This window comes from Paenibacillus sp. MT86 (assembly GCF_058792535.1).
Map to the genome: position 1 here is coordinate 4,087,224 of NZ_CM179499.1, position 21,905 is coordinate 4,109,128.

16 protein-coding genes are annotated in these 21,905 nt (G+C 51.6%); 3 read left to right on the forward strand and 13 right to left on the reverse strand.

Annotated features, from left to right (window positions below):
• Nucleotides 1-2,685: a family 78 glycoside hydrolase catalytic domain gene (locus AC3RCL_RS18060; RefSeq protein ID WP_492531158.1), complete on the reverse strand. Its 2,685-nt coding sequence runs from the start codon at nt 2,683-2,685 to the stop codon at nt 1-3.
• A gap of 200 nt (nt 2,686-2,885) precedes the next feature.
• Here AC3RCL_RS18060 and AC3RCL_RS18065 point away from each other — a divergent pair, with 200 nt between their 5' ends.
• Complete coding sequence (locus AC3RCL_RS18065; protein ID WP_492531160.1) at nt 2,886-3,758, forward strand: helix-turn-helix domain-containing protein; 873 nt, start codon at nt 2,886-2,888, stop codon at nt 3,756-3,758.
• Between the two features lie 125 nt (nt 3,759-3,883).
• Here AC3RCL_RS18065 and AC3RCL_RS18070 read toward each other — a convergent pair whose 3' ends face one another.
• The 8 genes from AC3RCL_RS18070 to AC3RCL_RS18105 form a co-directional block, all read right to left on the reverse strand.
• A complete protein-coding gene (locus tag AC3RCL_RS18070) occupies nt 3,884-4,318 on the reverse strand; it encodes a GNAT family N-acetyltransferase (RefSeq protein ID WP_492531162.1) in 435 nt (144 codons plus the stop codon).
• A gap of 145 nt (nt 4,319-4,463) precedes the next feature.
• Nucleotides 4,464-5,552: a copper resistance D family protein gene (locus tag AC3RCL_RS18075; RefSeq protein ID WP_492531164.1), complete on the reverse strand. Its 1,089-nt coding sequence runs from the start codon at nt 5,550-5,552 to the stop codon at nt 4,464-4,466.
• Entirely contained in the window at nt 5,552-6,187 is a 636-nt protein-coding gene (locus AC3RCL_RS18080) for a copper resistance CopC family protein (protein ID WP_277748641.1), read from the reverse strand. The genes AC3RCL_RS18075 and AC3RCL_RS18080 overlap by 1 nt, the downstream gene beginning before the upstream one ends.
• Nucleotides 6,188-6,360: 173 nt before the next feature.
• Nucleotides 6,361-7,488 (reverse strand): glycoside hydrolase family 88 protein, encoded by a 1,128-nt coding sequence (locus tag AC3RCL_RS18085; protein ID WP_492531166.1) that lies wholly within the window; start codon nt 7,486-7,488, stop codon nt 6,361-6,363.
• Between the two features lie 14 nt (nt 7,489-7,502).
• The gene (locus AC3RCL_RS18090) at nt 7,503-8,384 is read right to left on the reverse strand and encodes a carbohydrate ABC transporter permease (protein WP_036665327.1); all 882 of its coding nucleotides are present in this window, start codon (nt 8,382-8,384) and stop codon (nt 7,503-7,505) included.
• A 13-nt stretch (nt 8,385-8,397) separates the two neighbouring features.
• A complete protein-coding gene (locus AC3RCL_RS18095; protein ID WP_009589453.1) occupies nt 8,398-9,357 on the reverse strand; it encodes an ABC transporter permease in 960 nt (319 codons plus the stop codon).
• Between the two features lie 84 nt (nt 9,358-9,441).
• The gene (locus AC3RCL_RS18100; protein ID WP_492531169.1) at nt 9,442-11,073 is read right to left on the reverse strand and encodes a type 2 periplasmic-binding domain-containing protein; all 1,632 of its coding nucleotides are present in this window, start codon (nt 11,071-11,073) and stop codon (nt 9,442-9,444) included.
• Between the two features lie 137 nt (nt 11,074-11,210).
• Entirely contained in the window at nt 11,211-13,544 is a 2,334-nt protein-coding gene (locus tag AC3RCL_RS18105; protein ID WP_492531171.1) for an AraC family transcriptional regulator, read from the reverse strand.
• A 200-nt stretch (nt 13,545-13,744) separates the two neighbouring features.
• Here AC3RCL_RS18105 and AC3RCL_RS18110 point away from each other — a divergent pair, with 200 nt between their 5' ends.
• Nucleotides 13,745-18,163 carry a cadherin-like domain-containing protein gene (locus AC3RCL_RS18110; protein ID WP_492531173.1) on the forward strand — a complete coding sequence of 1,473 codons (4,419 nt, stop codon included), beginning with the start codon at nt 13,745-13,747 and terminating at the stop codon, nt 18,161-18,163.
• 110 nt (nt 18,164-18,273) lie between these two features.
• On the opposite strand, the gene AC3RCL_RS18115 is transcribed toward AC3RCL_RS18110, so the two are convergent.
• The 4 genes from AC3RCL_RS18115 to AC3RCL_RS18130 form a co-directional block, all read right to left on the reverse strand.
• Nucleotides 18,274-19,023, reverse strand: coding sequence for an SDR family NAD(P)-dependent oxidoreductase (locus tag AC3RCL_RS18115; RefSeq protein WP_486046985.1), 750 nt, complete (start codon nt 19,021-19,023; stop codon nt 18,274-18,276).
• A 65-nt stretch (nt 19,024-19,088) separates the two neighbouring features.
• Complete coding sequence (locus tag AC3RCL_RS18120; RefSeq protein WP_015734745.1) at nt 19,089-19,505, reverse strand: DUF2500 domain-containing protein; 417 nt, start codon at nt 19,503-19,505, stop codon at nt 19,089-19,091.
• A 218-nt stretch (nt 19,506-19,723) separates the two neighbouring features.
• The gene (locus AC3RCL_RS18125) at nt 19,724-19,906 is read right to left on the reverse strand and encodes a hypothetical protein (protein ID WP_492531176.1); all 183 of its coding nucleotides are present in this window, start codon (nt 19,904-19,906) and stop codon (nt 19,724-19,726) included.
• 207 nt (nt 19,907-20,113) lie between these two features.
• On the reverse strand, nt 20,114-21,412 hold the full coding sequence (locus tag AC3RCL_RS18130; RefSeq protein WP_492531178.1) for a WD40/YVTN/BNR-like repeat-containing protein: 1,299 nt from the start codon (nt 21,410-21,412) through the stop codon (nt 20,114-20,116).
• A 222-nt stretch (nt 21,413-21,634) separates the two neighbouring features.
• On the opposite strand from AC3RCL_RS18130, the gene tlp reads away from it, so the two are divergent.
• Nucleotides 21,635-21,862 carry a small acid-soluble spore protein Tlp gene (tlp, locus tag AC3RCL_RS18135; RefSeq protein WP_492531180.1) on the forward strand — a complete coding sequence of 76 codons (228 nt, stop codon included), beginning with the start codon at nt 21,635-21,637 and terminating at the stop codon, nt 21,860-21,862.
• The last annotated feature ends 43 nt before the right edge of the window (nt 21,863-21,905 follow it).

Here is a 21,905-nt window from a genome sequence, read left to right on the forward strand (position 1 = left end):
TTACTTCGCTTTAGGATGGTTGTATACATAACGGAACGTATACTCCCCCGAGCCCGCTTGAATCACAACACCCGCTTCGCCATCGACTGCCGAATGGATCCCCTTCGCTTCGTTCAGAGGGACCGTGCTGCCTTCCTTAACGTTTGAAACGTCAAAAACACCAGGCAGGCAAATTTCAGCAGTCGTATTAGGCGGAATGCACACTTCCAGCTGAAACTCGCCATCATCTTCCATCCGCCAGCATGACCGGACGGTTCCATACATCGTATCGATTTTGCCTTCCGCCCATGTCAGGCCTTCGCCCGGTACAGGCGCAAACCGGATATGTTTATAACCCGGCGCATCCTCCACGGTCTGTATGCCGGCAACCGAACGATACAGCCATTCGCCGATGGCTCCGTATGCATAATGATTGAATGAATTCATGTCGCGGCTCCAGAAGCTGCCGTCTTCCTTGATGCCGTCCCAATGCTCCCATATCGTCGTGGCGCCTTTCGTCACCGGATACAGCCATGAAGGATAGTCCTGCTGCAGGAGGAGCTTATACGCCGCATCGTGCATGCCGTGCCGGCTTAACACATGATTAATATAAGGCGTGCCCACAAAACCGGTCGTTAAATGAAACCGGCTCTCCTCCAGCAATGCATAAAGACGATCCGCCGCGCGTTTTTCCGCCGCCTCATCCAGCAGCCCGAACATAAGCGCAAGCACGTGCGCGGTCTGCGTCGACGCCGCAAGCCTTCCGGACGGGGTCACGAATTCGTTACGGAATGCAGCGACAACCTTTTCTTTAAGCTCGGCATACAGGGCAGCATCTTGTTCTCGTCCCAATACGACCGCGGTTTTCCTAAGCAGTTCCACCGAATAACCATAAAACGCCGAAGCGATAAAGTCCCGTTCCGTAGCACCCACATAGTCCCCGGATTTCGCATCCAGTCCCAGCCAATCGCCGAAATGGAAGCCGGTATTCCACAGATATTCATGCTCCCCTTGAGCTTGAATGTAGGAGACCCAGCGCTTCATGCTCTCATATTGACGCTCCAATATCCGTCGATCGCCAAAATTGACGTACACCGTCCACGGGCAAATGACCGCTGCATCTCCCCATGCGGCCGAAGCATAGGCTTCATCGCCGAGCACATGCGGAACAACGAACGGAACCGCTCCGTCATCGCGCTGTTCCGCGGCCAGGTCCGACAGCCATTTCGTAAAGAAAGGCGCCACGTTGGCAAGATAGGCCGCCGTCCCGATGAACATCTGGGCATCGCCGGTCCAGCCAAGCCGCTCGTCACGCTGCGGGCAATCCGTGGGCACGTCGAGGAAATTCCCCTTCAGTCCCCATCGAATGTTGCTCTGCAATTGATTCACCATGGGATCCGAACATTGAAAAGTTCCGGTTTCTTCGAAATCCGAATGGAGCACGACCGCTTCGAAATGCCGGAGGTCCAGCTGATCTTCCGTGAAACCGTCTAAACGAACATATCGGAAGCCTTGGAACGTAAAATGAGGTTCATGGATTTCGTTCCCGCCGCCTTTTAACGTGTATTGAATCGTTTGTTTAGCGGTTCGGAGATTCTCCGTATAAAAGTTACCTTCGGCATCCAGGATTTCCGCATGCTGCAGCGTCACCGTTGTGCCCTCCGCACCGGACACGCTAAAACGGACCCAGCCTACCAAATTCTGTCCGAAGTCGATGACGGTTTCACCTTTGGGCGTGGTCAGACATTCCACGGGCCGCACCGTTTGAACGGCTCTCACGGGCTCGTTGATCTGGGGCTTCAGCTTGTCGTAACCTTGGTCGATCGTTTCCACGCCATGCCAATCAACCGAGTTATAACCTGCCGAACTGAAGCCGTCCAGTTCGAGGCGCGCATCATAGGTTTCGCCATGGTATAGCTCCGACATGGTGATCGGGCCTTTGGCCGACTGCCAGCTTGAATCGGTTGCCATCACTTCTTCGCTGCCGTCAGCATACGTCATATGCAGCTCCAGCAGAAGCGCTAATCGATCTCCATAAATCGCGTGACGATCCTCCCAGCCCAGCTGTCCCTTGTACCAACCGTTACCGAGCCAAGCGCCGATCGCGTTTTGGCCAGATTTCAGCATCTCGGTCACGTCATAGGTCTGCGTCTGAATCGTATGATCGTAACTCGTCCAGCCTGGCGTGAAATAACAGTCTCCCACTCTCTGTCCGTTAAGCTCAAGTTCATAAAGGCCCAGCGCCGTGACATATATTCTTGCTTTCGTAATGGGCGACTTTAAGCTGAAGCTCTTGCGGAGCAGCGGGAGGTGACCGTCTTCAACAGGGAGCAAGGATCGTGGTGCAGATATCCATTGTCCGACCCATGGCTCCCCTTCCAGTTTTCCAGTCTCCCAGTAGGCCGTGTCGGACCATTCCGTCAATTCCCCGGCTTGGTTCCAGGCACGCACGCGATAGAAATAGCGCTTACATGATGTTACGCTCAGCCCCGTTAATTCCACGTGAACCGACTGCGATGAGGCTGTTTTCCCTGATGTCCAGCAGGGCTTGGCAAATTCCTTCTCGTTGGAAACCTCAATCTCATAAGCGGTTTGGCTGACGGCTCTTTCGTCCGAGGCCAAACTCCAACTGATGCGCGGCTTTCGCTCTCCGATACCTATCGGTTGATGAAGATATTCGCATCGTACATCCGTTACGCTGAACATGCTCATTCCTCCGTTCACTTCAAGAAGGCTGCTTCAACAATCCGTTTGAATTAGCCGCTTGGCTTGATATACGCTTTCATTTCTGTCCCTGTTTCAACTATTATTATAAGTGAACCTCCAAGCAGGATGATGGGGATAACGGACAATTTAATGCGGTAAAACGGACATCCATCCTCGATTTATGAAAAGGAGCAAACAGGATGAAACGACCGATGGAAACCTATTACGGAGATTATTTTTTCCGGGATGACACCCTGATGTATGTAAATCGTAACGCGGAGAATTTTACGGGGTCTTACCATAACCATGATTTTCTGGAAATTGCGTATATTGCTGAGGGAGAAGGCTTCCATCACATGGAGAACTCGGTGCAGCGGGTTCGCAAAGGTCATATGTTCTATATACCGCTCGGAATGCCTCACGTATTCCGGCCTACCTCTTCGAACGGGAAGCCGCTCATCGTGAACAATTGCATATTCTCCGTTAAACTCCTTCCGAAACTGATTGCCTTTGCTTCCGATTCGAAGACAGCCTCCTTATTGAAACAGATGGAAGACGGCTCGCTTGGGTACCGGGCCATTACGGATCGGCATGACCGTTTCGAGAAGCTGTTCGTCTCCCTCTATGAACAATATGCCATGCAAATCAGCGGCTCAGCCGTCTATTTGCATACGCTGCTGCTACAGCTGATCATTGAGTTCAGCCGGGCCATCGAGCATTCACAGCCTATGACCTCGGAGCCTTCGCATCCCTCTTTTCATGATGTCCTTCAATACGTGGAGGGACAATACATGCATGAGCTCACGCTGACGCGTCTTGCGCAGATCAGCGGCTTCAGCGAACGCCATCTTCAGCGATTGTTCCGCAGATATACCGGCCAGAGCTGGCATCATTATCTGCAGACCGTACGCATTCGAATGAGCCGCGAGCTGCTGCGAACCACGACAGACAAAGTCAGTATGATCGCCGAAAAAGTCGGTTACAAGGACATGCATTCCTTCAACTCGGTATTCAAGCGAAGCACGGGACTCACGCCGGGTCAATATCGCTCCGGAACGCAGCATCATGGATAATTGACCGGATTCTCCAGCAAATATAATAAAAGCATGATGATCCTTATATAACTCGGATATCATGCTTTTGTACATGCACGATTATTCGCTGACCCTTATCTGATATCCTGGACGCTATCACGTTCCTATTCCCCCAGCTCTTTCTCCAGAAGCACTTCATCCTCCCGCTTATAACCTGATTTCTCATATGCTGCGATGGCATGGCGATTATCATGACCCGTAAGCACCTTAACCGTGCTCACCCCGCGCGCGAACAATTGTTCCTCCAGAAAAACGAGCAGCATTCCTGCCAGACCCTGCCTTCTTGCCCGCTCCTGAATGTACATTTCCGTTATCTCGCCGACAAGCTCCCGGTAACAAAAGGACTTAAATGATTGGGCGCAGGCAAATCCTACAGGATCATCGCCTAAATAAGCGATGGCCACGATCTCATCCGCTTGTTCCAAACTACATTTAATTTCCTCCAGCTGCATCCTAACCCCATTAAACTCCTCGTTTAATCGGTCCAGTACGGATGCATCCGTAGGAGATGCTAAGCGAATAAATTTCACTTTTTCCATATCATATTTCCCCCCAGTTCAAGATTTGGTCCATGTTCGATCTTCACCCCCAAGTATACCACCTTTATCCAGCCATCTATCATTGCTCCCATACCAAAAAAAGGCCCTGCTGATTAAACAGCAAGGACCTTTCACTTCAAACAAATTAAACCGCGGTAACCGAGAACATCAAACCGCAATATATCAGCGCAACGGCGCCTAACCCGCTTAACAGCCCGGCGGCTGCTGCCCGGTTCCTGCGAAATACGTTTACGACATTCCAGAGGAGACCAAGCCCAAGGCACAGGCAGAGTATCCCGATCCAGCTCCACGAAAAGGCCAATTCACCGATCGTAAACCCGGGATGGAACCAGACAAACGTTGCTGCAGGGCCATATGACGCCAATGTATCCACGACCTCGTGCGGCGCCGGCTGCTGGTTCATGTAGCCGGTGACGATATAAATCAGCCCGATCAGGATTCCCTCGCTTCGTGCCCATGCCGCAGGTCGATAGCTTGTATCCCTGCGCAGCTTGCGCTTGACGAGATAACCGTTAACGAACGCGAACACCAGCAGCGGCAGAATGAGAATATGCTTGACCAGCAGGGCCTGACCGTAGGACAACGTCCAGCTGTTTACGGGTTCCGGAGTCACGGCTGTCATCAGGAACAGACCCGATCCGATGACAAGGATGACGCAGGCGATGGCTAATGGATGGAACCATCGGAGAAACGCACTCCAGCGATCATGTTCCGTGCTGAACCATCCTGTAAGCAGCAGCGTTCCCGTCCATATGGCCATCGCCGTGAAATGGGCGAAGAAAGCAAGCTGTCCAACGCCATCGAACAGGGATGCAGCGTGGTTGAACGAAGACATGGCGACGGCAATGCCCAACAGAACAGCGGGCATGAGCCAGCGTAAGGGAGAGCCGGGCTTCCGTCGGACGATCAGGGTCAGTACCGCCAATAGGATCGAAAGAACCAGTATCCAGGCATAACGCTCGCCCTCGCTGAATTTGAACATGATGCTGTTAAAGGACTGCCAGAATCCGATATCATCCTTGAAAAACATGATGATTTGCAGCAGCGGCACAAAGCCGAATAGGATGATGGCTGCCCCCGCCGCTGGGCCGAGCCAGGCCGGTACCGAAATGTCCGGCTTATAAGCCTTCGGTACTAGGGACAACACCGTGATCCCGGCCAGAATGGCGTATGCTAAATATAAAAACGGCTCGCTTAACCAATAATAAGACATTACTTTCTCTTCCGGGATGCTTTAATTCCAAAGTATCCTGCGACAACGGCCACGATGACGATAATCACGATCCACACGGTCGACCCGTTTCCTTCGGATGTGTCATTAGCCGGCGTATTCTCCGCCTGCTGATTCGTATCCGTCGACGGATCTGCGTTGTCTGCGGCTGTATCATCCGCCGTTGCTGTTTCATCCGGTGTACTTCCTGTATCCGCAGGCGTTTCTTCGGTGTCGGCAGAAGTCTCCGGAGCAGCTTCCCCTTCCGGTGCATCGACTTCGAAAGCATACGTTCCGTCAACGGGATGTCCATCTCCGCCAACGATCTTCCATTCCACCGTGTATGAACCGGATGGAAGCGGTGCTGCCAGCGTTCCAGCCATAGTGTTCTGGCTAACCTTGACTTCCGATACTTCAACCTCTTCGCCTTGCGCATTCTTCACCTTGAGGGTGCTTAAATTTTCATCGATATTTTCATTGAATGACAGATTGACTTCTTTCACGCTTTCCGTGATCTTGGCGTCTGCCGCGGGCGTACTGGATTCCAGCTTGGAATGCGCCCACGTTGCTGTCGGGAACACCAGTACAAGCAGCAGACCCAAGGTCAGCAGAACCGAAGTTTTCACATGTTTCAACATGCCTATCTCCTCCAAACCATTTATCTTAAATTTGAATCTTCCCCATCATAACAAAGACGTTCTCTCAATGCTAATGAGTATATTGTGAACAATGATCCTATCCTATTTTACACAAAAAAGGGAACGCCGCACAGATTGCGGCGTTCCCGTTATAGTTCACGGATCCGGTTCTACTATCCTCTCTCGTACCAATAGCCAGGTATCCCTTTGGTCAGTCGCAGCAAGGCCTCGAGATAATAATAATCCCCCCAGATCATGTAATCGTCCGGTCCCATCCCGCCTCTGACATAATAGGAACCATGCTTGATCAAGCCTTCCTCGGCAGCTTCACCGATAGTGGAATAACGGTTTACAAGGGAGATCATGGACTTCTCGACGGCGTCTGTCAATAGCCCTTTATTGCCATCTTCCTCTTCCAGGTGCTCCAAGATCTCCAGCATCCCGCATGCGGCGATGGCGGAAGCGGAACTGTCGCGAGGCGTACCCGCTTCGATCGGAACGTCAAAATCCCAATAGGCGACATGGTCTTCCGGCAAATGCTCGATAAAATAGCGTGCAGCTCGCACGGCGGTATCCAAATACTTCGGATCACGGGTATAACGGTAGGAAAGCCCAAATCCGTAGATGGCCCATGCTTGCCCGCGCGTCCAGGTGGAGCCGTCGTGATATCCTTGGTGCGTCCCACCGCCGATGGGCTTCCCGTCCGACGGCTGGAAGTAGAAGGTATGGTACGAAGAATCATCCCCTCGCATTAAATAACGGCGGCTCTTCTCCGCGTGCGCGACGGCCACGCGTTTGTAGCGTTCGTCGCCTGTTTGGTCATACGCCCAATACAGCAGCGGTATGTTCATCATGCAGTCGATGATAATGCGGCCGCCGTTCTTCTCGTCGCCCTTCCGGCCCCAGGCCTGAATATACTGGCCTTCTTCCCGCCAGCGCAGCATCAGATGGTCGGCTGCTTTTAGGGCCAGCTGTTTGCCCTCTTCATGTTCATCCACGATCCACGCGGCCAATGCGGAGGGCAGGTACAGAAATCCGATATCATGATGATCCAGATGCCGCTTCTCCTCCAGCCGCGCCTTGTAATCCTCCAATTGAGCGATTGCCGTATCCTTAAACAGCGGGTCCTTCGTATATTCATAACACAGCCAGATCATTCCGGTGTAGAATCCTTCAATCCAGTCATTGCTTTCTCCCCACTCGTATCGCTTCTCCGCCGTGATGTGAGGGAATTTCATCGGAAATAAACCGATGTTCCTCTTGGTCTTTTCAACCGCATCCATGATGGCCTGTTCCCACATGGTTCACATACCTCCTATTCTTTGATGGCGCCGATCATGACGCCCTTCACGAAATATTTCTGCAAGAACGGATACAGAAACAAGATCGGCAGCGTCGCCACCATAATCGTCGCATACTTAATCGTTTCGCCAACCGGCATCCGATCTCCCCCTCCTACCGAGGTCATCATGCTGCTGGTATCGTTCTGGATCAGAATCTCGCGCAGGATCAACTGCAGCGGAAACAAGTCCCGGTCCCTTAGATAGATGAGGGCATCAAACCATTTATTCCAATGCCACACCCCGTAAAAGAGGACCATGACCGCAATGACCGGCAGCGATAACGGGATGATGATCCGGAACAGAATGGTCCAGTCGGTGGCTCCGTCGATCCGCGCGGATTCCTCGAGCGCATCGGGTACCCCTTGAAATGCCGTTCGCATAATAATCAAGTTCCATGTCGTCATGGCGCTTGGAATAATCAAAGCCCAGTACGTATCAAGCAGACCCATATTTTTCACGAGCAGGTATTTCGGGATGAGCCCGCCGTCAAAAAACATCGTCATCACGATCAGCATCATGATGGCGCCTTTCCACATCACGTTTTTCCTGGATAAACCATAGGCTCCGAGAGCCGTCATGAGAATGTTCAGCGTCGTGCCGACGACTACATAAAATATCGTGTTGAGGTAACTTCGGATGATATTCGGGTTCTCGAATACCATACGATAGGAGTCCAGCGAGAAGCCCTTGGGCCACAGCAGGATGCCCCGGTGCTGAACGAATTCGGCCGGCGTGCTGATCGAAGCAAACAATACGTAGAGAAACGGATATAACGTTATGATCGATAACAAACACAATAGAATGACATTCGCAGAATCAAACAGGACTTCACTGACCGATCTAGTAGTTCGCATGAGATCCCCCTCTCTACCACAGCTTCGTGTCGGTAAACCGCTTGCTGAGATAATTGGCTCCAATGAGCAGCGCAAAGTTAATCAAGGAATTGAACATGCCGACAGCGGCGCTGAAGCTGTAGCTTGCTTCCAGTATTCCCTTGCGGTAGACATAAGTCCCGATCACGTCTGCCGTCTCGTAGATGACCGGGTTGTACATAATCAGGATCTTCTCATCCTGCAGCGCCATAAAGGAACCGATCCGCAAGATAAGCAGAATGATCACGGTCGGCAGGATGCCAGGGAGCGTTATTTGAAGCATCTGCTTCCAGCGGCCGGCACCGTCCACTTTCGCCGCCTCATACAGGGACGGATCAATATTGGAAATCGCTGCCAGATAAATGATGGAGCCCCAGCCAATCCCCTGCCAGATGGCGGACGAGGTATAGATGGTGCGGAACCATTCCGGCAGCCGCATGAACGAAATCGGCTTGCCGCCGAAGTAGGTGATGATATGGTTGATCAGGCCGTCCACCGCCAAAAAATCAACCAGCATCCCGACAACAACGACAACGGAAATGAAATGGGGAATATACGTAATGGATTGTACGGTCCGCTTAAAGATCCGATGTCGCACCTCGTTCAGCATCAAGGCCAGCACGATGGAGGCGGGAAATACGAAGATAAGATCGTACGCGCCGAGGATAATGGTATTGGAAACGACCCGCTCAAAGAAAAATCCGTTAAAAAAATCGCTGAAATGTTGAAAGCCGACCCATGGGCTATTCCAGATGCCGAGCCCTGCGGAGAAGTTCTTGAACGCAATCTGCAGGCCGTATAACGGTCCGTAATGAAACACGGCATAAAACGCCACAACCGGCAGCAGCATCAGGTAGATCGTGGAATTCCGGCGAAAGTCCTTCGCTGCTCTTGCGCTGAAGCTCTCGGATTTGCTCTGTATCGTCATGCGTTTTGTTTCTTCCTTTAGCTGCACCGTATGCCCTCCTCTGTGAAAAATAACCCGCATGAAGAAGGATACGGCTCGCCCGTTTTCTCCCTCTTCATGCGCTTCTACAACTTACCGGCTGTTAAAACGGTCCAGCGCAGACTGCTGAATCTGAAGGGCTTCTTCAATGCCCATTCCCTGCACCGTTTGGACAAATTGATCAAAGCCGCTGATCGGCTCCACGCCCATAATGAATTTGTTGACCATCTCTTCGTAATACGTATTAATATCGTTCATGATCGAGGCATAACGCGTGCTCTCTTCTGCCGTCGGCGAAATAATCGGCATTAAACGGTCGTTCTCCGCCTTCATCCATGTCTCAATGGCCGCTTTTTGCTGAGGAAGCGCGGAATACTGCTCGACGTAACGGCGATCCTGAACGAAAGGTCCCGAATAACTGGCCAGGTTGTATTTCGACAACGCCTGGGTGATCGACAGCCCATCTGGATTCTTCATCACTTCGTCGGTATAGGTCGGGTACCCGTCCTTCATCTCGTAGCTGACTCCCTCAACCCCGAAATTAAACAGCATATGCCCTTCTTCCCCATATTTGTAATCGAGCCATTTCACCGTTTCCGCCGGGAATTTGTTCGCTTTCGTCACAGCCGCCCCAAATCCGTTGAACGGCGAATCCTTCTGTCCAAGAAGCGGCGTGTCCCCCTTCTTTAGCACAACGTTGGGAGCGCCCACCAGACTGACGTCCGGATTGCTTTTTAACATGAGTTCGGAATAGCGGCCGAGGCTGCTGCCCATGTATCCGGAGAAGGCACCCACTTGATTGTTGGTCACTTTGGCATCTTTGAGCGTCCCGTCCGTTGCCGCATAATCCTGATCGATCAGGCCTTCGGCATACCATTTGCTCATCGTCTCCAAATAAGATTTGAATTCCGGTTGGATGGGGCCGTACTGTACCTTCCCGTCCACCTGATAAAATCCTGTCGTAATTCCCCACGCGCCGACAAATGCATGGTTAATGCCCGTCATATCCATATCAAGCAGGAGCGGGATTTCATCCGCCTGACCGTTCCCGTTGGGATCCTGGGTCTTGATCGCTTTTAACACTTCATACCACTCGTCAATCGTTTCCGGCACTTGCAGGTTGAGCTGATCCAGCCAGTCCTGGCGGATGATAAGGCCGTTAAAGGTCAGCAGATACTCGTCTCCGCGGATGAACGGGAATACGTAAATGTTTCCGCCATCCGTCGTTATCAGCTTTTTGTATTCCGGGTGTTCGTTCAGCAGTTTCGATAGGTTTGGAGCATGCTCTTCAATCAGCTCATTCAGGCGAATGATCGAACCGTCCGATATCGCTTTATCCGGCCCTCCGGATACGTTGGCCCAGCCATACTCCACGACATCCGGCAAGTTGCCCGACGAGACCATAATGTTGAAGGCGTCTGCCTCTTGCCCTGCCGGCGGATGCTGGAACTCAACCTTGGTCCCTGTCAATTTCTCCATTTCCTGATAGGCGGCAATGCCGTTCATATCCTGCATCGTTGCCGATGCGTTGGCATTCAGCGATACCCAATAGGTCAGCTGGCCGGGATACCCCGTTTCTCCGCCTGAGGCAACGCCCGTTCCTTCCTTGCCTTTGTCGCCGGCAGGATCCTCGGCTCCCGAGCCTTTTCCGCTGCACCCGGCGATCATAGCCACAATCAGCATGAAGATGGCCAGTCTCGTCATACGTTTCCGGTTTGTTTTCAAATCACGACGCCTCCCTTTTTTCCTAATGAATGATCATCCCAAATGTTCAGGCCGAGTTGATGCCGGCCCTGCCTCAAATATTAATGCTGAAGCGCTTTCAACGTATATCGTACAGTTTCTGGATCCATATACAGCGATTAAGAATTGAGATGATCATTTCTTAAGGTTGATGATAGGGAATGCAGGGTTTCCTTGTATTTTCCCGGGGTGATCCCTTCGTATTTCTTGAATACCCGGATAAAACCGACATCGCTGGTATAACCGACGGAACGGGCGATGTGCGAAATCGTATTTTTGGCATCCCGCATCATTTCCTTGGAGCGCTCGATCCGAATTTTCGCCAGGTAATCGGTCAGATTGGTCCCGCTGTTCTTCTTGAAGAAGGCCGACAGATAGGGCGGCGTGATATCGAATTGCTCGGCAATGGAAGCCAGGCTGATCATGGCATCGTCGTGATGCTCCGCGATGTAGCTTTTTATCTTATCCAGGAGCTGCGAGGAGGAATCGCCTCTCTGGTCTCTTACGTACAGGCAGACTTGGCCGAACATCCATTTCACTTCCCGGTACAGCTCCTCTACCGTGCTGCCCTCGGTAATGTCCTCGATCGATTTGCCTGCCTGACCGAATACGTCCTCGTATTTCAAATTTAAGGCGTTGAGCAGCTTGAACATCGTGCTGAGCAGGTTCGCGAACATGAGTCGGCCGAGCTCGGGCGAGATGGATTGACCGCTGAAGTTGTTGTGGTACAGACTTTGAATGATATCCTGAGCCTTATCCGTATCCCCGCTTTTCATGGCGTTGATGAGCTGGATTTCCGTCTCAATGGGAAAATCATAATACACCCCCGTTTTCTGCTTCATTTCATCGTAGAATAAAATCGGTTTATAGGCCGTAAAAATGGAATATTCCAGCGCCTTCAAGCTTTGGGTATATCCGCTTGCCAAACATCCAAGATCCGAACGGATATCGCTGATCGCGATCGTGATCTCGGACTTGAAGCGCTGTTCGATCACCAGCTTCACTTGTTCCGCCCAATCGTACAGCTCGCCCGCCTTGTCCTGCAGAGGTTCCGGCATATTCAGAATCATGGCGACCTGGTTCTTCTCCAGATCCACGGAATACGCGGTAAAGGGATGAATTTCTTCGGCCACCTTCCCTGTGACAAAGCGGATCAGGGCCCATTCGCTTTCCCGTTCGTTATGAATGAACCCGCTGGCATCCCTCAGCTCGATCAGGGCAACGGCAAAGCCGGGATGCGGAAACGATATCCCCATGAATTCCAGGGCATGCTCCGACATATCGGCCGCATCCACGTTTCCCTTCAATAAACGCTGCAAAAAGTTGGACCGGATCACCGGCGTTTGCCTCGACAATTGCTCCTTCATTTCCGTCTGCTTGCCAAAGGAATCGGCCATCGTGGATTTGATGAAATCATATTCGTTGCGTACCTTCCCCTCCTTGACCGGATGGGATTGGCGGATAAAGCGGATAATGTCGCGCAGGGGATAATACGCCCGGTACGTCATGTACGCGCAAGCGGCAACTCCGGCGGCCAGGCAGATGCCGAGAACGCCTGCGGCCATTCGTTTGACCATATTCACCTTTTCCATAAACACTTTTTCCGGCACGACCGACACGTACTCCCACCCGCTGCGTGCGGATCTGGACGATACCGTCATGACGGCCTGCTTATCCTCAGCTTTACCCACATTGGATACTGCGGTTTCACCGGCACGAAGAATCACTTGACCGCTGGCATCCTTAATGGATATCGTTCCGTTGTTGGTTTTCACGATCTCCTCGAGCAAGCCTGTAATCTGCCTTTCGTCGATCAGTATGACAAGGGCGCCTTTGGGGTTGTTTTTCTCGCCGAATGGAAGCGTTTGCATATATGTGAGCATTCGTTTCTGGTTCAGGCCTTTGCCGACCTCCGTTACGGGCAGATACCGGTTGAAATGGACGCCGCGCAGTATATCCGCTTGGTATTGTTGAAAGGTTAAGCTTTCATATCCGTAGATATCGGAGAACAAGACGCTGGACGTCGTTTTTAAGGTTGGGCTGAGAACCGTATCGCTCTCATCAAGATACACATAAAAATCGGTGATAAAACTGCTGCTGTTTCGGTACCGCTGCATTTCCTGCATGAAGGTGTAGTAATTGTAATGCTCCGCTCCGGTTTGAGGGGATCCTGCCTTTAACAGCGTATCCAGTCTCGGATGTGAAGTAATGTTCCGAGAAATCAAATGCATTTCATCCAATCGGCTGTCCACGACCTGCTTGGCCTGTTCGATGAGTGCCATGTTGGAGTTGTTGGCATTCTCGATCATAATTCGCTCGATTTGGGTATACAGACCCCAGAACACGATGACCGGGATCAGCAGTACCACAAGATAGGACATGAGCAACGTAACGAACACGGATACGCGATTGGATCGCTCATTTCTTGCAGTGGTTGTCGTCAATTTCCCCATACCCTCATTCCTTCCATTCTTTAGATGTGTTCTTTCCGCACTTACATTAATTACATCATACTGTTTTTATTTAACATGAACAGGTTTTCTTCAAAAATGTTAATGCATCACGAAATTGTATCATACTCGAACGCAGCGGCTTCCTCTACGATGGAAGTGTTCCGGTTTCATGGCCGGAAATCGATATCAGTCGGGAGGGAATGGATGTGAAACGAATGGCTCTGATTGTACTCGTGCTGATTACGGGGCTTCATGGCTTTTTGCCGCCCCCATTGGCATGGGCAGAGAGCGAACGAGATCAGGTACAGGAGGGGTTGCTTGTGAACAGCGGTTTTGAGGCAACGGAGGCGGGGTCCAGCTGGTCAGGCGGAATCAAGCCGGCAAATTGGGGACAGTGGCTTCCAACAGGCTCGCCCATATTGGGAGTAGATTCGGGAATATTCAAATCCGGGAAACAATCGGTCAGCATCGAAGGTCCCGCAGGAACGTCCAGCCGGGCAGCCATAACCCAGTCCATCCCGGTAGAGGTCGGGAAAACGTATCGGATCAGCGGCTGGGTCAAAACGGAGTCCGTCAGCAATGCCGCGCTCATCCGATATCAAATGAAGCGAACCGGCACCAGCAATGTGCTGGTTCATGTCGGAACGCTCAAGGGCACCCAAGACTGGACGTATATGGAGAAGCTGTTCACCGTTCCGGATAATGCAGCCTCACCGCCCCTATTGACCGTTGAGCTGTTTCTGGAAACCGGAACGGGCAAAGCTTGGTTCGACGATGTGTTGGTTGAGGAGCCGCTTCAATCCATCGCGATCGAACCGGATGTGGCCTATCTGAATACGGGCGAGACCATAACACCTTCCGTCCGTTATGAGCCAGGTTCGTCACCTCCCCCTCAGCTGCAGTGGTCTCCGTCCAATCCGGAAGTCGTGGAAGTGACGGATCAAGGTGACGTAACCGGCCTTTCCACAGGACTTGCAACCGTAACGGCAGCGACTTATGACGGTGCTCATACCGCCTCTATGGCGGTCAGCGTCAATGCGCCGGACACCTTGCTGGTGGACGATTACGAAGGCGAAACGGCTCAAGGCCAAGCTTTGCTCGGGCAATTGTCCGCGCGCGACAGCAGCGGTGCCGACCATACGTATCTCCTCGTCTCCCAGCCTGCGCACGGCAAGATTACCGTAAAGGAGAACGGCAGCTTTACCTACTATCCCGACAGCGGCTTTAGCGGTACGGACCTCTTCCAGTTTGCTGCCCTGCAGGCTGATACGGGCGGCGCCAAATTCGGAAAGGGCACGATCCACGTTACTCCTGTGAATGCTGCTCCCCTGTTGGATTTGGAATGGGGTTATACGACGATGAATACTTCCCTTTCCGGCCAGTTCACGAAAGCGAAGGATCCGGATGGAGATCCGATCGCATGGAAACTTGAAGCACCGCCGGCACAGGGCACGGTTCAAGTGGATGCCGAGGGTACTTATCGATATGCTCCTAATGAAAACTATCTGGGGTACGACCGTTTTCGCGTATCGGCTGAAGATGGACGTGGCGGACGTACGGAAAGCGATATGCTGGTCTTTGTCGGGCCGACGGCAGATCGAATTTCGGAATCGCTGCACGGTCATGCCTCATCCGCCCGTTCCCATCCGCGCCTTCTCGCATCCACGGACGATTTGAACCGCTCCAAGCAATTGCTGGCAAGCGGAGATCGTTATATGACGGAGTGGATGGAACTCTTGAGAAATCAAGCGGACCCCGTCCTTGCAACTTCGCCGCTAACCTACCAACCTAATGGCGGCAATGCCTACATGCTACGCGACCGCTTGATTCCGACCGCGCTCATGTATCGCTTGACCGGCGAATCCCGTTATGCCGAACGTGCGTGGCAGGAACTGGAAGCGATGACGCACTACCCCGATTGGGGCGGCAGAACAAACAACATCCTTGCCTTGTCCGAATTGTCTTTCGCCGTTGCGCTGGCCTACGATTGGATATACGACGATTTGAATGAAGCTCAGCGATCCCAATTGAATGCGGCGATTCGAGATCATGCGCTTGCTGTCGCGCTCGATTGGTACCGGGGTGAATTCCGCCATAACGGGGAGCACAATAACATTAACCTGGTAGACAACGGAGGCCTTGGCCTGCTTGCGTTAACCGTTGCGGATGAGCCTGAGACCGAGGATCAGGCGCTGGAAGTCATCCAGAGCACGTTTCAGAAGCTGCAATATGCGCTTCGTCACTATACCGTGGACGGTTCTTGGCCGGAAGGTCCTGCTTATTGGCATTATGGAGGCCAATACTTGGCCATGTATATTCAAGGCTTGAATAAAAGCCTGGGTACCGATTTTGGGCTGTCCCTGCTGCCGGGATACGAGGCATCGGGCGCTTATCCGTATCATTTGCTAGGCGAAGGCGGCGTGTTCAATTTTTATGATGGCGGCGTCAGCTACAACATGTATGAATCCTTATGGTTCGCCTCGTTCTTCAACAAACCTGAATACGCCTGGTTTATTGGCGATCTGTATGAGCGCAAGGGCTACTTCCACCCTCTCTATCTGGTGTTTTACGAGCCTGGCATGTTTGAAACGGTTCCGACGGAGCTGGATCGTTTCTTCACCGGCATTGAATCGGCCTCCATGCGGAGCGCATGGGATGATCCCTATGCCTTGTTTGCTTCCATGAAAGGCGTTAACGAAACGATGCGAAGCCATAACGATCTGGATGGCGGTACCTTCGTTTTTGACGCGCTGGGCGTAAGGTGGGCATCCGATCTGGGGAACGAATCCTACAGCTTGCCCGGCTTCTGGGATTACAATTATAATCGCTGGACGTATTACCGCAAAAAAACCGAGGGACATAATACCATCGTCATCAATCCCGCCCAGAATCCGATTGTTCAGCAAGAGCCTTACGGCACAGCCGTTACGATAAAAAAGGAATCGAAGCCAAGAGGAGCCTATACAATTCTAAATATGACCGACCTGTACCGGAAAGACGCGGGCGAGATGTTAAGAGGAATGAAACTCTCCGCCGATAGACGCGAGCTGGTCGTCCAGGATGAGATGAAACTGAAGCTTCCTTCAGAGCTGTATTGGTTCATGCACACCGGAGCGGACGTGGAGATTGTGGAGAATGGACGCGCCGCCATTCTTTCACAACTGGATAAGCGGCTGTATGTTGAGCTGGTCGAAGGACCGGCCGGCGCCCGGTTCTCCGTCATGGATGCAGCGCCGCTGGCCACCTCCCCGAATCCGGATGGCCAATCCAGCAACGAAGGCATGCGCAAGCTGACCATACACCTGGAGCACGTCCAGGATGTCCGGTTGTCCGTTCGCATGGTTCCTTTATACGCAAACGATCCGATACCTCCAGCGGAGACGGGGTTTACTCCCCTGCTGGAATGGACCATACCTGACGGCGATCTGCCCGAACCGGCAGCCCGACCTATGGCTAACCGTTTATTAATGGACGGAATGCCGCTCCATGGGTTTCGTCCAGAAGTCACGTATTATGAAGTCGGACTTCCGTTTGATGCTCCCTCTCCGCCTGTGATGACGGCCGAAGCCGATCATGCCGTGGCCATTGATCAGGCAGATACGATTCCGGGTACGGCAACCATCGTCATTCAGAACGACGCTCAACCGAATCTGAGCAATAGATATACCATCAAATTCACCCGGAATCCGGCCATAGGTGAACCGCCGAACCATCTAAAATATCAGGTACGGCATGTTACCGCGAGCGCCGTTCCCGAATCGGCGAACATTCCGGAACATACCGTCGACGGCAACCTGAGCACTCGCTGGTCCGCGCCGGGTACGGAATACGTACAGCTTGACCTGGGAGAGCTGAAGCCAGTGGGCGCTGTTTCGCTGGCCATATATTTAGGGGATACCCGTAAAAACCGGTTTGATGTTCTTGCCTCCGTCGATGGCGAAGAATGGTCGACCATCTACGAGAATGGGCTGACTTCCGGCACGACTGTGCAGCCTGAAACTTTTCTTGTGGAGCAAACGACAGCCCGATACATTCGGATACTGGGCAAAGGAAATAATGCCAACCCGTGGAATAGCTTCACCGAAGTCGGCGTGTACCCGCTAGCCCCGATCGTGATGCGCGTGGAAGCTTCAGATGAGCTCAAACTGGGCGAATCGGAACAGATCGAAGCCTGGTACGGCTTTCCGGGCGGGATGCGTGAACAGGCGGAAGAGCTGACGTACACATCCGATGCTCCGGATATCATTCAAGTGAGTTCAACCGGACGGATGAAGGCGATATCTCCGGGAAGCGCTGCGATCTCGGTTAAGGACCAACGTTACGGATTCGTTGAAACGCTCCATGTCACGGCCGCATTCGATGGAAATCAGCCTTTTCTCCGGCTGCTGGGCAAGGATCTAATGACTTCCAAGACAACGCAGCAGCTTCGGGCTGAACTTCTTCACCCCGATGGCCGCAAGGAATCCCTCGACAAACTCAGCTATCGCAGCAGCAACCCCCATATCATCTCCGTTAACGCACAGGGAGTTGCCCGCGCGAATCAAAGCGGAATTGCCGTTGTCAGCGTAACCGACCGGACGAGCGGCAAGACGGATTCCATGGCTATAACCGTCCGTTAAGTCCAAGCGGCTATATTGAGATATTCGCCACTGTTTTTTCGAATACGGGTTATAATCAGGAAAGGATCGTCCCCGAGGAGACGATCCTTTTTTATTTTATCCGCAACAAGTTAAGGTTCATATATCATTTTGCGGGTCATGCCGCCGTCCACCACCAGATGGGACCCTGTTACAAAGTCATTCTCCGGATCGGTAAAATAAAAGCAGGCTTTGGCGATATCGGCCGGAATCCCGACCCGACCCGCAGGGTGCTGCTTATGGTCCTCGGATCGAAGCTCTTCATAATCCCCGGTTTCAATCCAGCCCGGACTTATGCAATTCACCCGAATTCCATCGGGCCCCAGACTAACGGCCATGGCATGGCTCAACGCAACGATGGCTCCCTTGGAAGCCGCATAAGCTTCCGAATTCGGCTCGGACATGATGGAACGCGTGGAGGATATATTGACGACAGCCCCGCCATTCCCACTCTTTTTCATATATGCGGCAGCCTCGCGGGTAGCCAAAAAACAGCTTCTGGCGTTCGTGTTGATTACGTCGTCCCATTCTCCCACCGTAAGCTCATATGGTGATTTCCATCGGGAGACCCCTGCGTTGTTTATTAAGATATCGATGGTGCCCCCATATTGGGCCGCTTGGTTCATCAGGCGTTTAATCTCTTCTTCCTTCCTCACATCGCAGGGGATGAAGACGGCATGAAATCCTTGATCCTTCAAGGTGTTTGCCGCCAGATTGCCCTGCTCTTCATGAACATCGCTTACTATCACTCGAGCTCCGCTAGCCGCATAAGCCTCAGCCAATCCGCGGCCTATCCCGTTCGCAGCGCCCGTTATCACCACCGTTTTATCCTGAAATTTCATAGGCAGCTCCTCCTTCTCCTACATTATATACCACAGGAGAAGGCGTCATAAAATGAACCAGCCTCTTATTTAGGTTGTTCATAACCCCGGACCACATGAAGATGCGCTCTGGGGTGCCTGACGAATCCATAGTACCGGGTTCCCTGAAAACGAAGCAGTCCCTCGTCCCCTTCCGCGCACATGCCGAATTCCTCGCCGTTTACGGCAAATTCCATGCGATCTCCGCTCTCCACTTCGAATGTCAGATAATAGGTGGTACGAGTACGGCTCGACATCGTATCATCCGTCTGCTGTGTATGTTTCACTTCCGTTCGCTTGCTCACAATTTTGGAATCGACCGATAGCAAAGGCTGTCGGTTATTCTGACTCCATTGCAGGATTCCCTTACCGGCCGACAGCAAAATGATCCCGATGACGACGATGAAAAACACGGGCATAACGCTGCCGAAAAAATCGAACATCCAATCTGACCCCGATCCCATACGGCTCCCCCCTCCACCTTGTCTTGAAATATGTATATGCTTTATGTCGGACAATTTAACTCATGCATCATGGAAAGTTTGATTGAAATTTTAAAGAACTTGTCCCTTTCTGGGAGCGCCAAAAAAAGCTGATGCCGGCAATGTGCCAGTCATCAGCTTCTTCACGGAACCTTATAACGCCCTGATCCATTCATTGTCTTCATCTTGTTCATACCCGCTTAATCGTAAGCCAATCTCATCCACTTCATCGTTTCTTCTTGTCCCGTCATTTCATGGTCCTGCGGTGCCATGTCCTGCTCGTTCCAGCAAGCCAGACATTGCTCCTCCGTCTGACATAAACATGCATCATCGCAATGGTAGCACAAGCGAAGGTAATTTATCGTCATTTGATCGGTATGCATAAGGATCGTCCCCTTCCAAACTTTTTGACGTACCTGATTACATCTTTATAGTAGCATACAGGTTGAATTTTATTTGTGATTTATTTCACAATATAATATGTTTATAAAGGCTTTATCGGAACCGTTGGTTTTAGCCGATAAAGCCTTCGTCATCGAGAGAGTTTTCGATTGGCGAATCAGATCCAGCTTGTAGGTTATTAGTCGATATTACAACCCCTGCCAGGTTACGCCGCCGTCACTGCTTTTCATCAGGCGCGATCGGTTTTTGTCCGTCGTTTCAATCAGCATCCAGCCGACATCCGACGATGTGAATTGCAATTTGACCACATTCGGATATTTTGCAAGATTATCGGACAACAGCTTGCTTCTAGGGAATGGTGTCCAGGTCTTGCCCATATCGCTCGTATGATAGACGATGCCGTTCACCATTCTCCATCCGTCATGCAGACGACGGAAGACAGGCTGGATGGTTCCCTTCCCGCTATTTCCCGTCATGGGGAACGACACCAAATTCCATGACTTCCCCGTATCGGCCGTAAAGTAACCCAAATAGTTCGCCTGATCTTCCTTCACGCAGGTAACCGGTATATAAATCTCGCTTCCGCTTCCACCTTTGCCCAGATACTTGGGAGTCCCGGCAAAAACGGAACCGCACGCATCCAGCAGCTTGCTTTTGAATACTTGGCCGGAAGACTTCCACTTCTGTCCTCCGTCACGTGTTATATACAACTTGGAAGATTGCATTTCACGGATGGTTGCAAACCCGACAAGCGAATCCGTGAACGTTAATCCGATGACGGATCCGGTTCGCGGAATGACGCTTCCCGGAATTCGGGATGTCGGATACTCCGTATTCTGCATAATCTCCTCCCATACTCCGCCATTATTGCTGGTGTGAAACAGCGACTTCTCTTCCGATCCCCGGGAGAGATCGCCTTTCGCCATAATCCATCCCTGCTGGGATGAAACGAAGGACATTGCCGTAACGACTCCCGTCTCCGGAAGCGAAGAGAGCTTCCAGCTGCCGCCCCCGTCGGTCGTATTGAGCAGGATCGTTTCGGCGGATCTCTGTTTGTTTCGTATAATCCAACCATGATTTTTATCCGTGAACACGATGTCTTTCCCATACTCCAGCTTATCAACGAATTGGACATTGGATGATGGAGAGATATCGACCCAGGTCTCACCGTAATCTTCGGTCTGATAGAGACGCAGTTCTGTGTTCGTGATCCCCCAAGCAATCCCCGTTGACTCATTGAGCAGATGGAAATCCGTCAACCGTGTATGTATCTGATATTTGCTTTTTTCCTCAGGTGCTTTCATGGCCGTATCCGGCGTTACTAGTGTGATGGTCTGACCTTCTTCTTCATCTTCAATTGATTCAGGAGGGTCTTCTACAGTAGAAGTTTGCTGTTGTTGTTTTATCGGTTCTGAGGTACAGGCTGCTAACATGAATACAATCATCATCAGCATACCGAGCCAGAATATAAAACGTCTAGATATCAAGAATTCTTCCTCCTCTTATTCGATGTCATGCCGGCAAGTCTGCTTTTTCGACATTATAACATATTACATCCTACGGAAATGTAAAGAACCGGCTTGCAAAATTTACAATACTGTAGCTTTTTTGATAGCGTCATTCTCAGATGCATAAGGATGTTTCGATTATGGAAGACTTTTGAGGTGTGCGAATGAGCAAGATCATTACATACAAGGAGGTGAACTTTCATGGCTAAACCTGATAATCGCGAAGACAATGTCGAACATTTGCAGCAGGCCGTCCAAAACACGATCGAGAACTTCCGCGAGGCAGAAGATTATCTTCAGGAGTTCGGGGATGAGATTCCCGCAAGCGAGAAAGAACAGATTCAAGACCGCAATGCTCGTCGCGAAAAGAGTATTTCCGGCTTCCGGGATGAGATTAAAGACGAGGCTGCCCACCAGCAAGGAGAATAAACTTCAGACCGCAAAAAAACAGGAGGAGCTTATGAAGCTCCTC

Bases quoted from the DNA above. Each gene is read 5' to 3' on its own strand.
- AC3RCL_RS18060 (WP_492531158.1), bottom strand. From the start codon at position 2,685: ATGTTCAGCGTAACGGATGTACGATGCGAATATCTTCATCAACCGATA.
- AC3RCL_RS18065 (WP_492531160.1), top strand. From the start codon at position 2,886: ATGAAACGACCGATGGAAACCTATTACGGAGATTATTTTTTCCGGGAT.
- AC3RCL_RS18070 (WP_492531162.1), bottom strand. From the start codon at position 4,318: ATGGAAAAAGTGAAATTTATTCGCTTAGCATCTCCTACGGATGCATCC.
- AC3RCL_RS18075 (WP_492531164.1), bottom strand. From the start codon at position 5,552: ATGTCTTATTATTGGTTAAGCGAGCCGTTTTTATATTTAGCATACGCC.
- AC3RCL_RS18080 (WP_277748641.1), bottom strand. From the start codon at position 6,187: ATGTTGAAACATGTGAAAACTTCGGTTCTGCTGACCTTGGGTCTGCTG.
- AC3RCL_RS18085 (WP_492531166.1), bottom strand. From the start codon at position 7,488: ATGTGGGAACAGGCCATCATGGATGCGGTTGAAAAGACCAAGAGGAAC.
- AC3RCL_RS18090 (WP_036665327.1), bottom strand. From the start codon at position 8,384: ATGCGAACTACTAGATCGGTCAGTGAAGTCCTGTTTGATTCTGCGAAT.
- AC3RCL_RS18105 (WP_492531171.1), bottom strand. From the start codon at position 13,544: ATGGGGAAATTGACGACAACCACTGCAAGAAATGAGCGATCCAATCGC.
- AC3RCL_RS18110 (WP_492531173.1), top strand. From the start codon at position 13,745: ATGGATGTGAAACGAATGGCTCTGATTGTACTCGTGCTGATTACGGGG.
- AC3RCL_RS18115 (WP_486046985.1), bottom strand. From the start codon at position 19,023: ATGAAATTTCAGGATAAAACGGTGGTGATAACGGGCGCTGCGAACGGG.
- AC3RCL_RS18120 (WP_015734745.1), bottom strand. From the start codon at position 19,505: ATGGGATCGGGGTCAGATTGGATGTTCGATTTTTTCGGCAGCGTTATG.
- AC3RCL_RS18125 (WP_492531176.1), bottom strand. From the start codon at position 19,906: ATGCATACCGATCAAATGACGATAAATTACCTTCGCTTGTGCTACCAT.
- tlp (WP_492531180.1), top strand. From the start codon at position 21,635: ATGGCTAAACCTGATAATCGCGAAGACAATGTCGAACATTTGCAGCAG.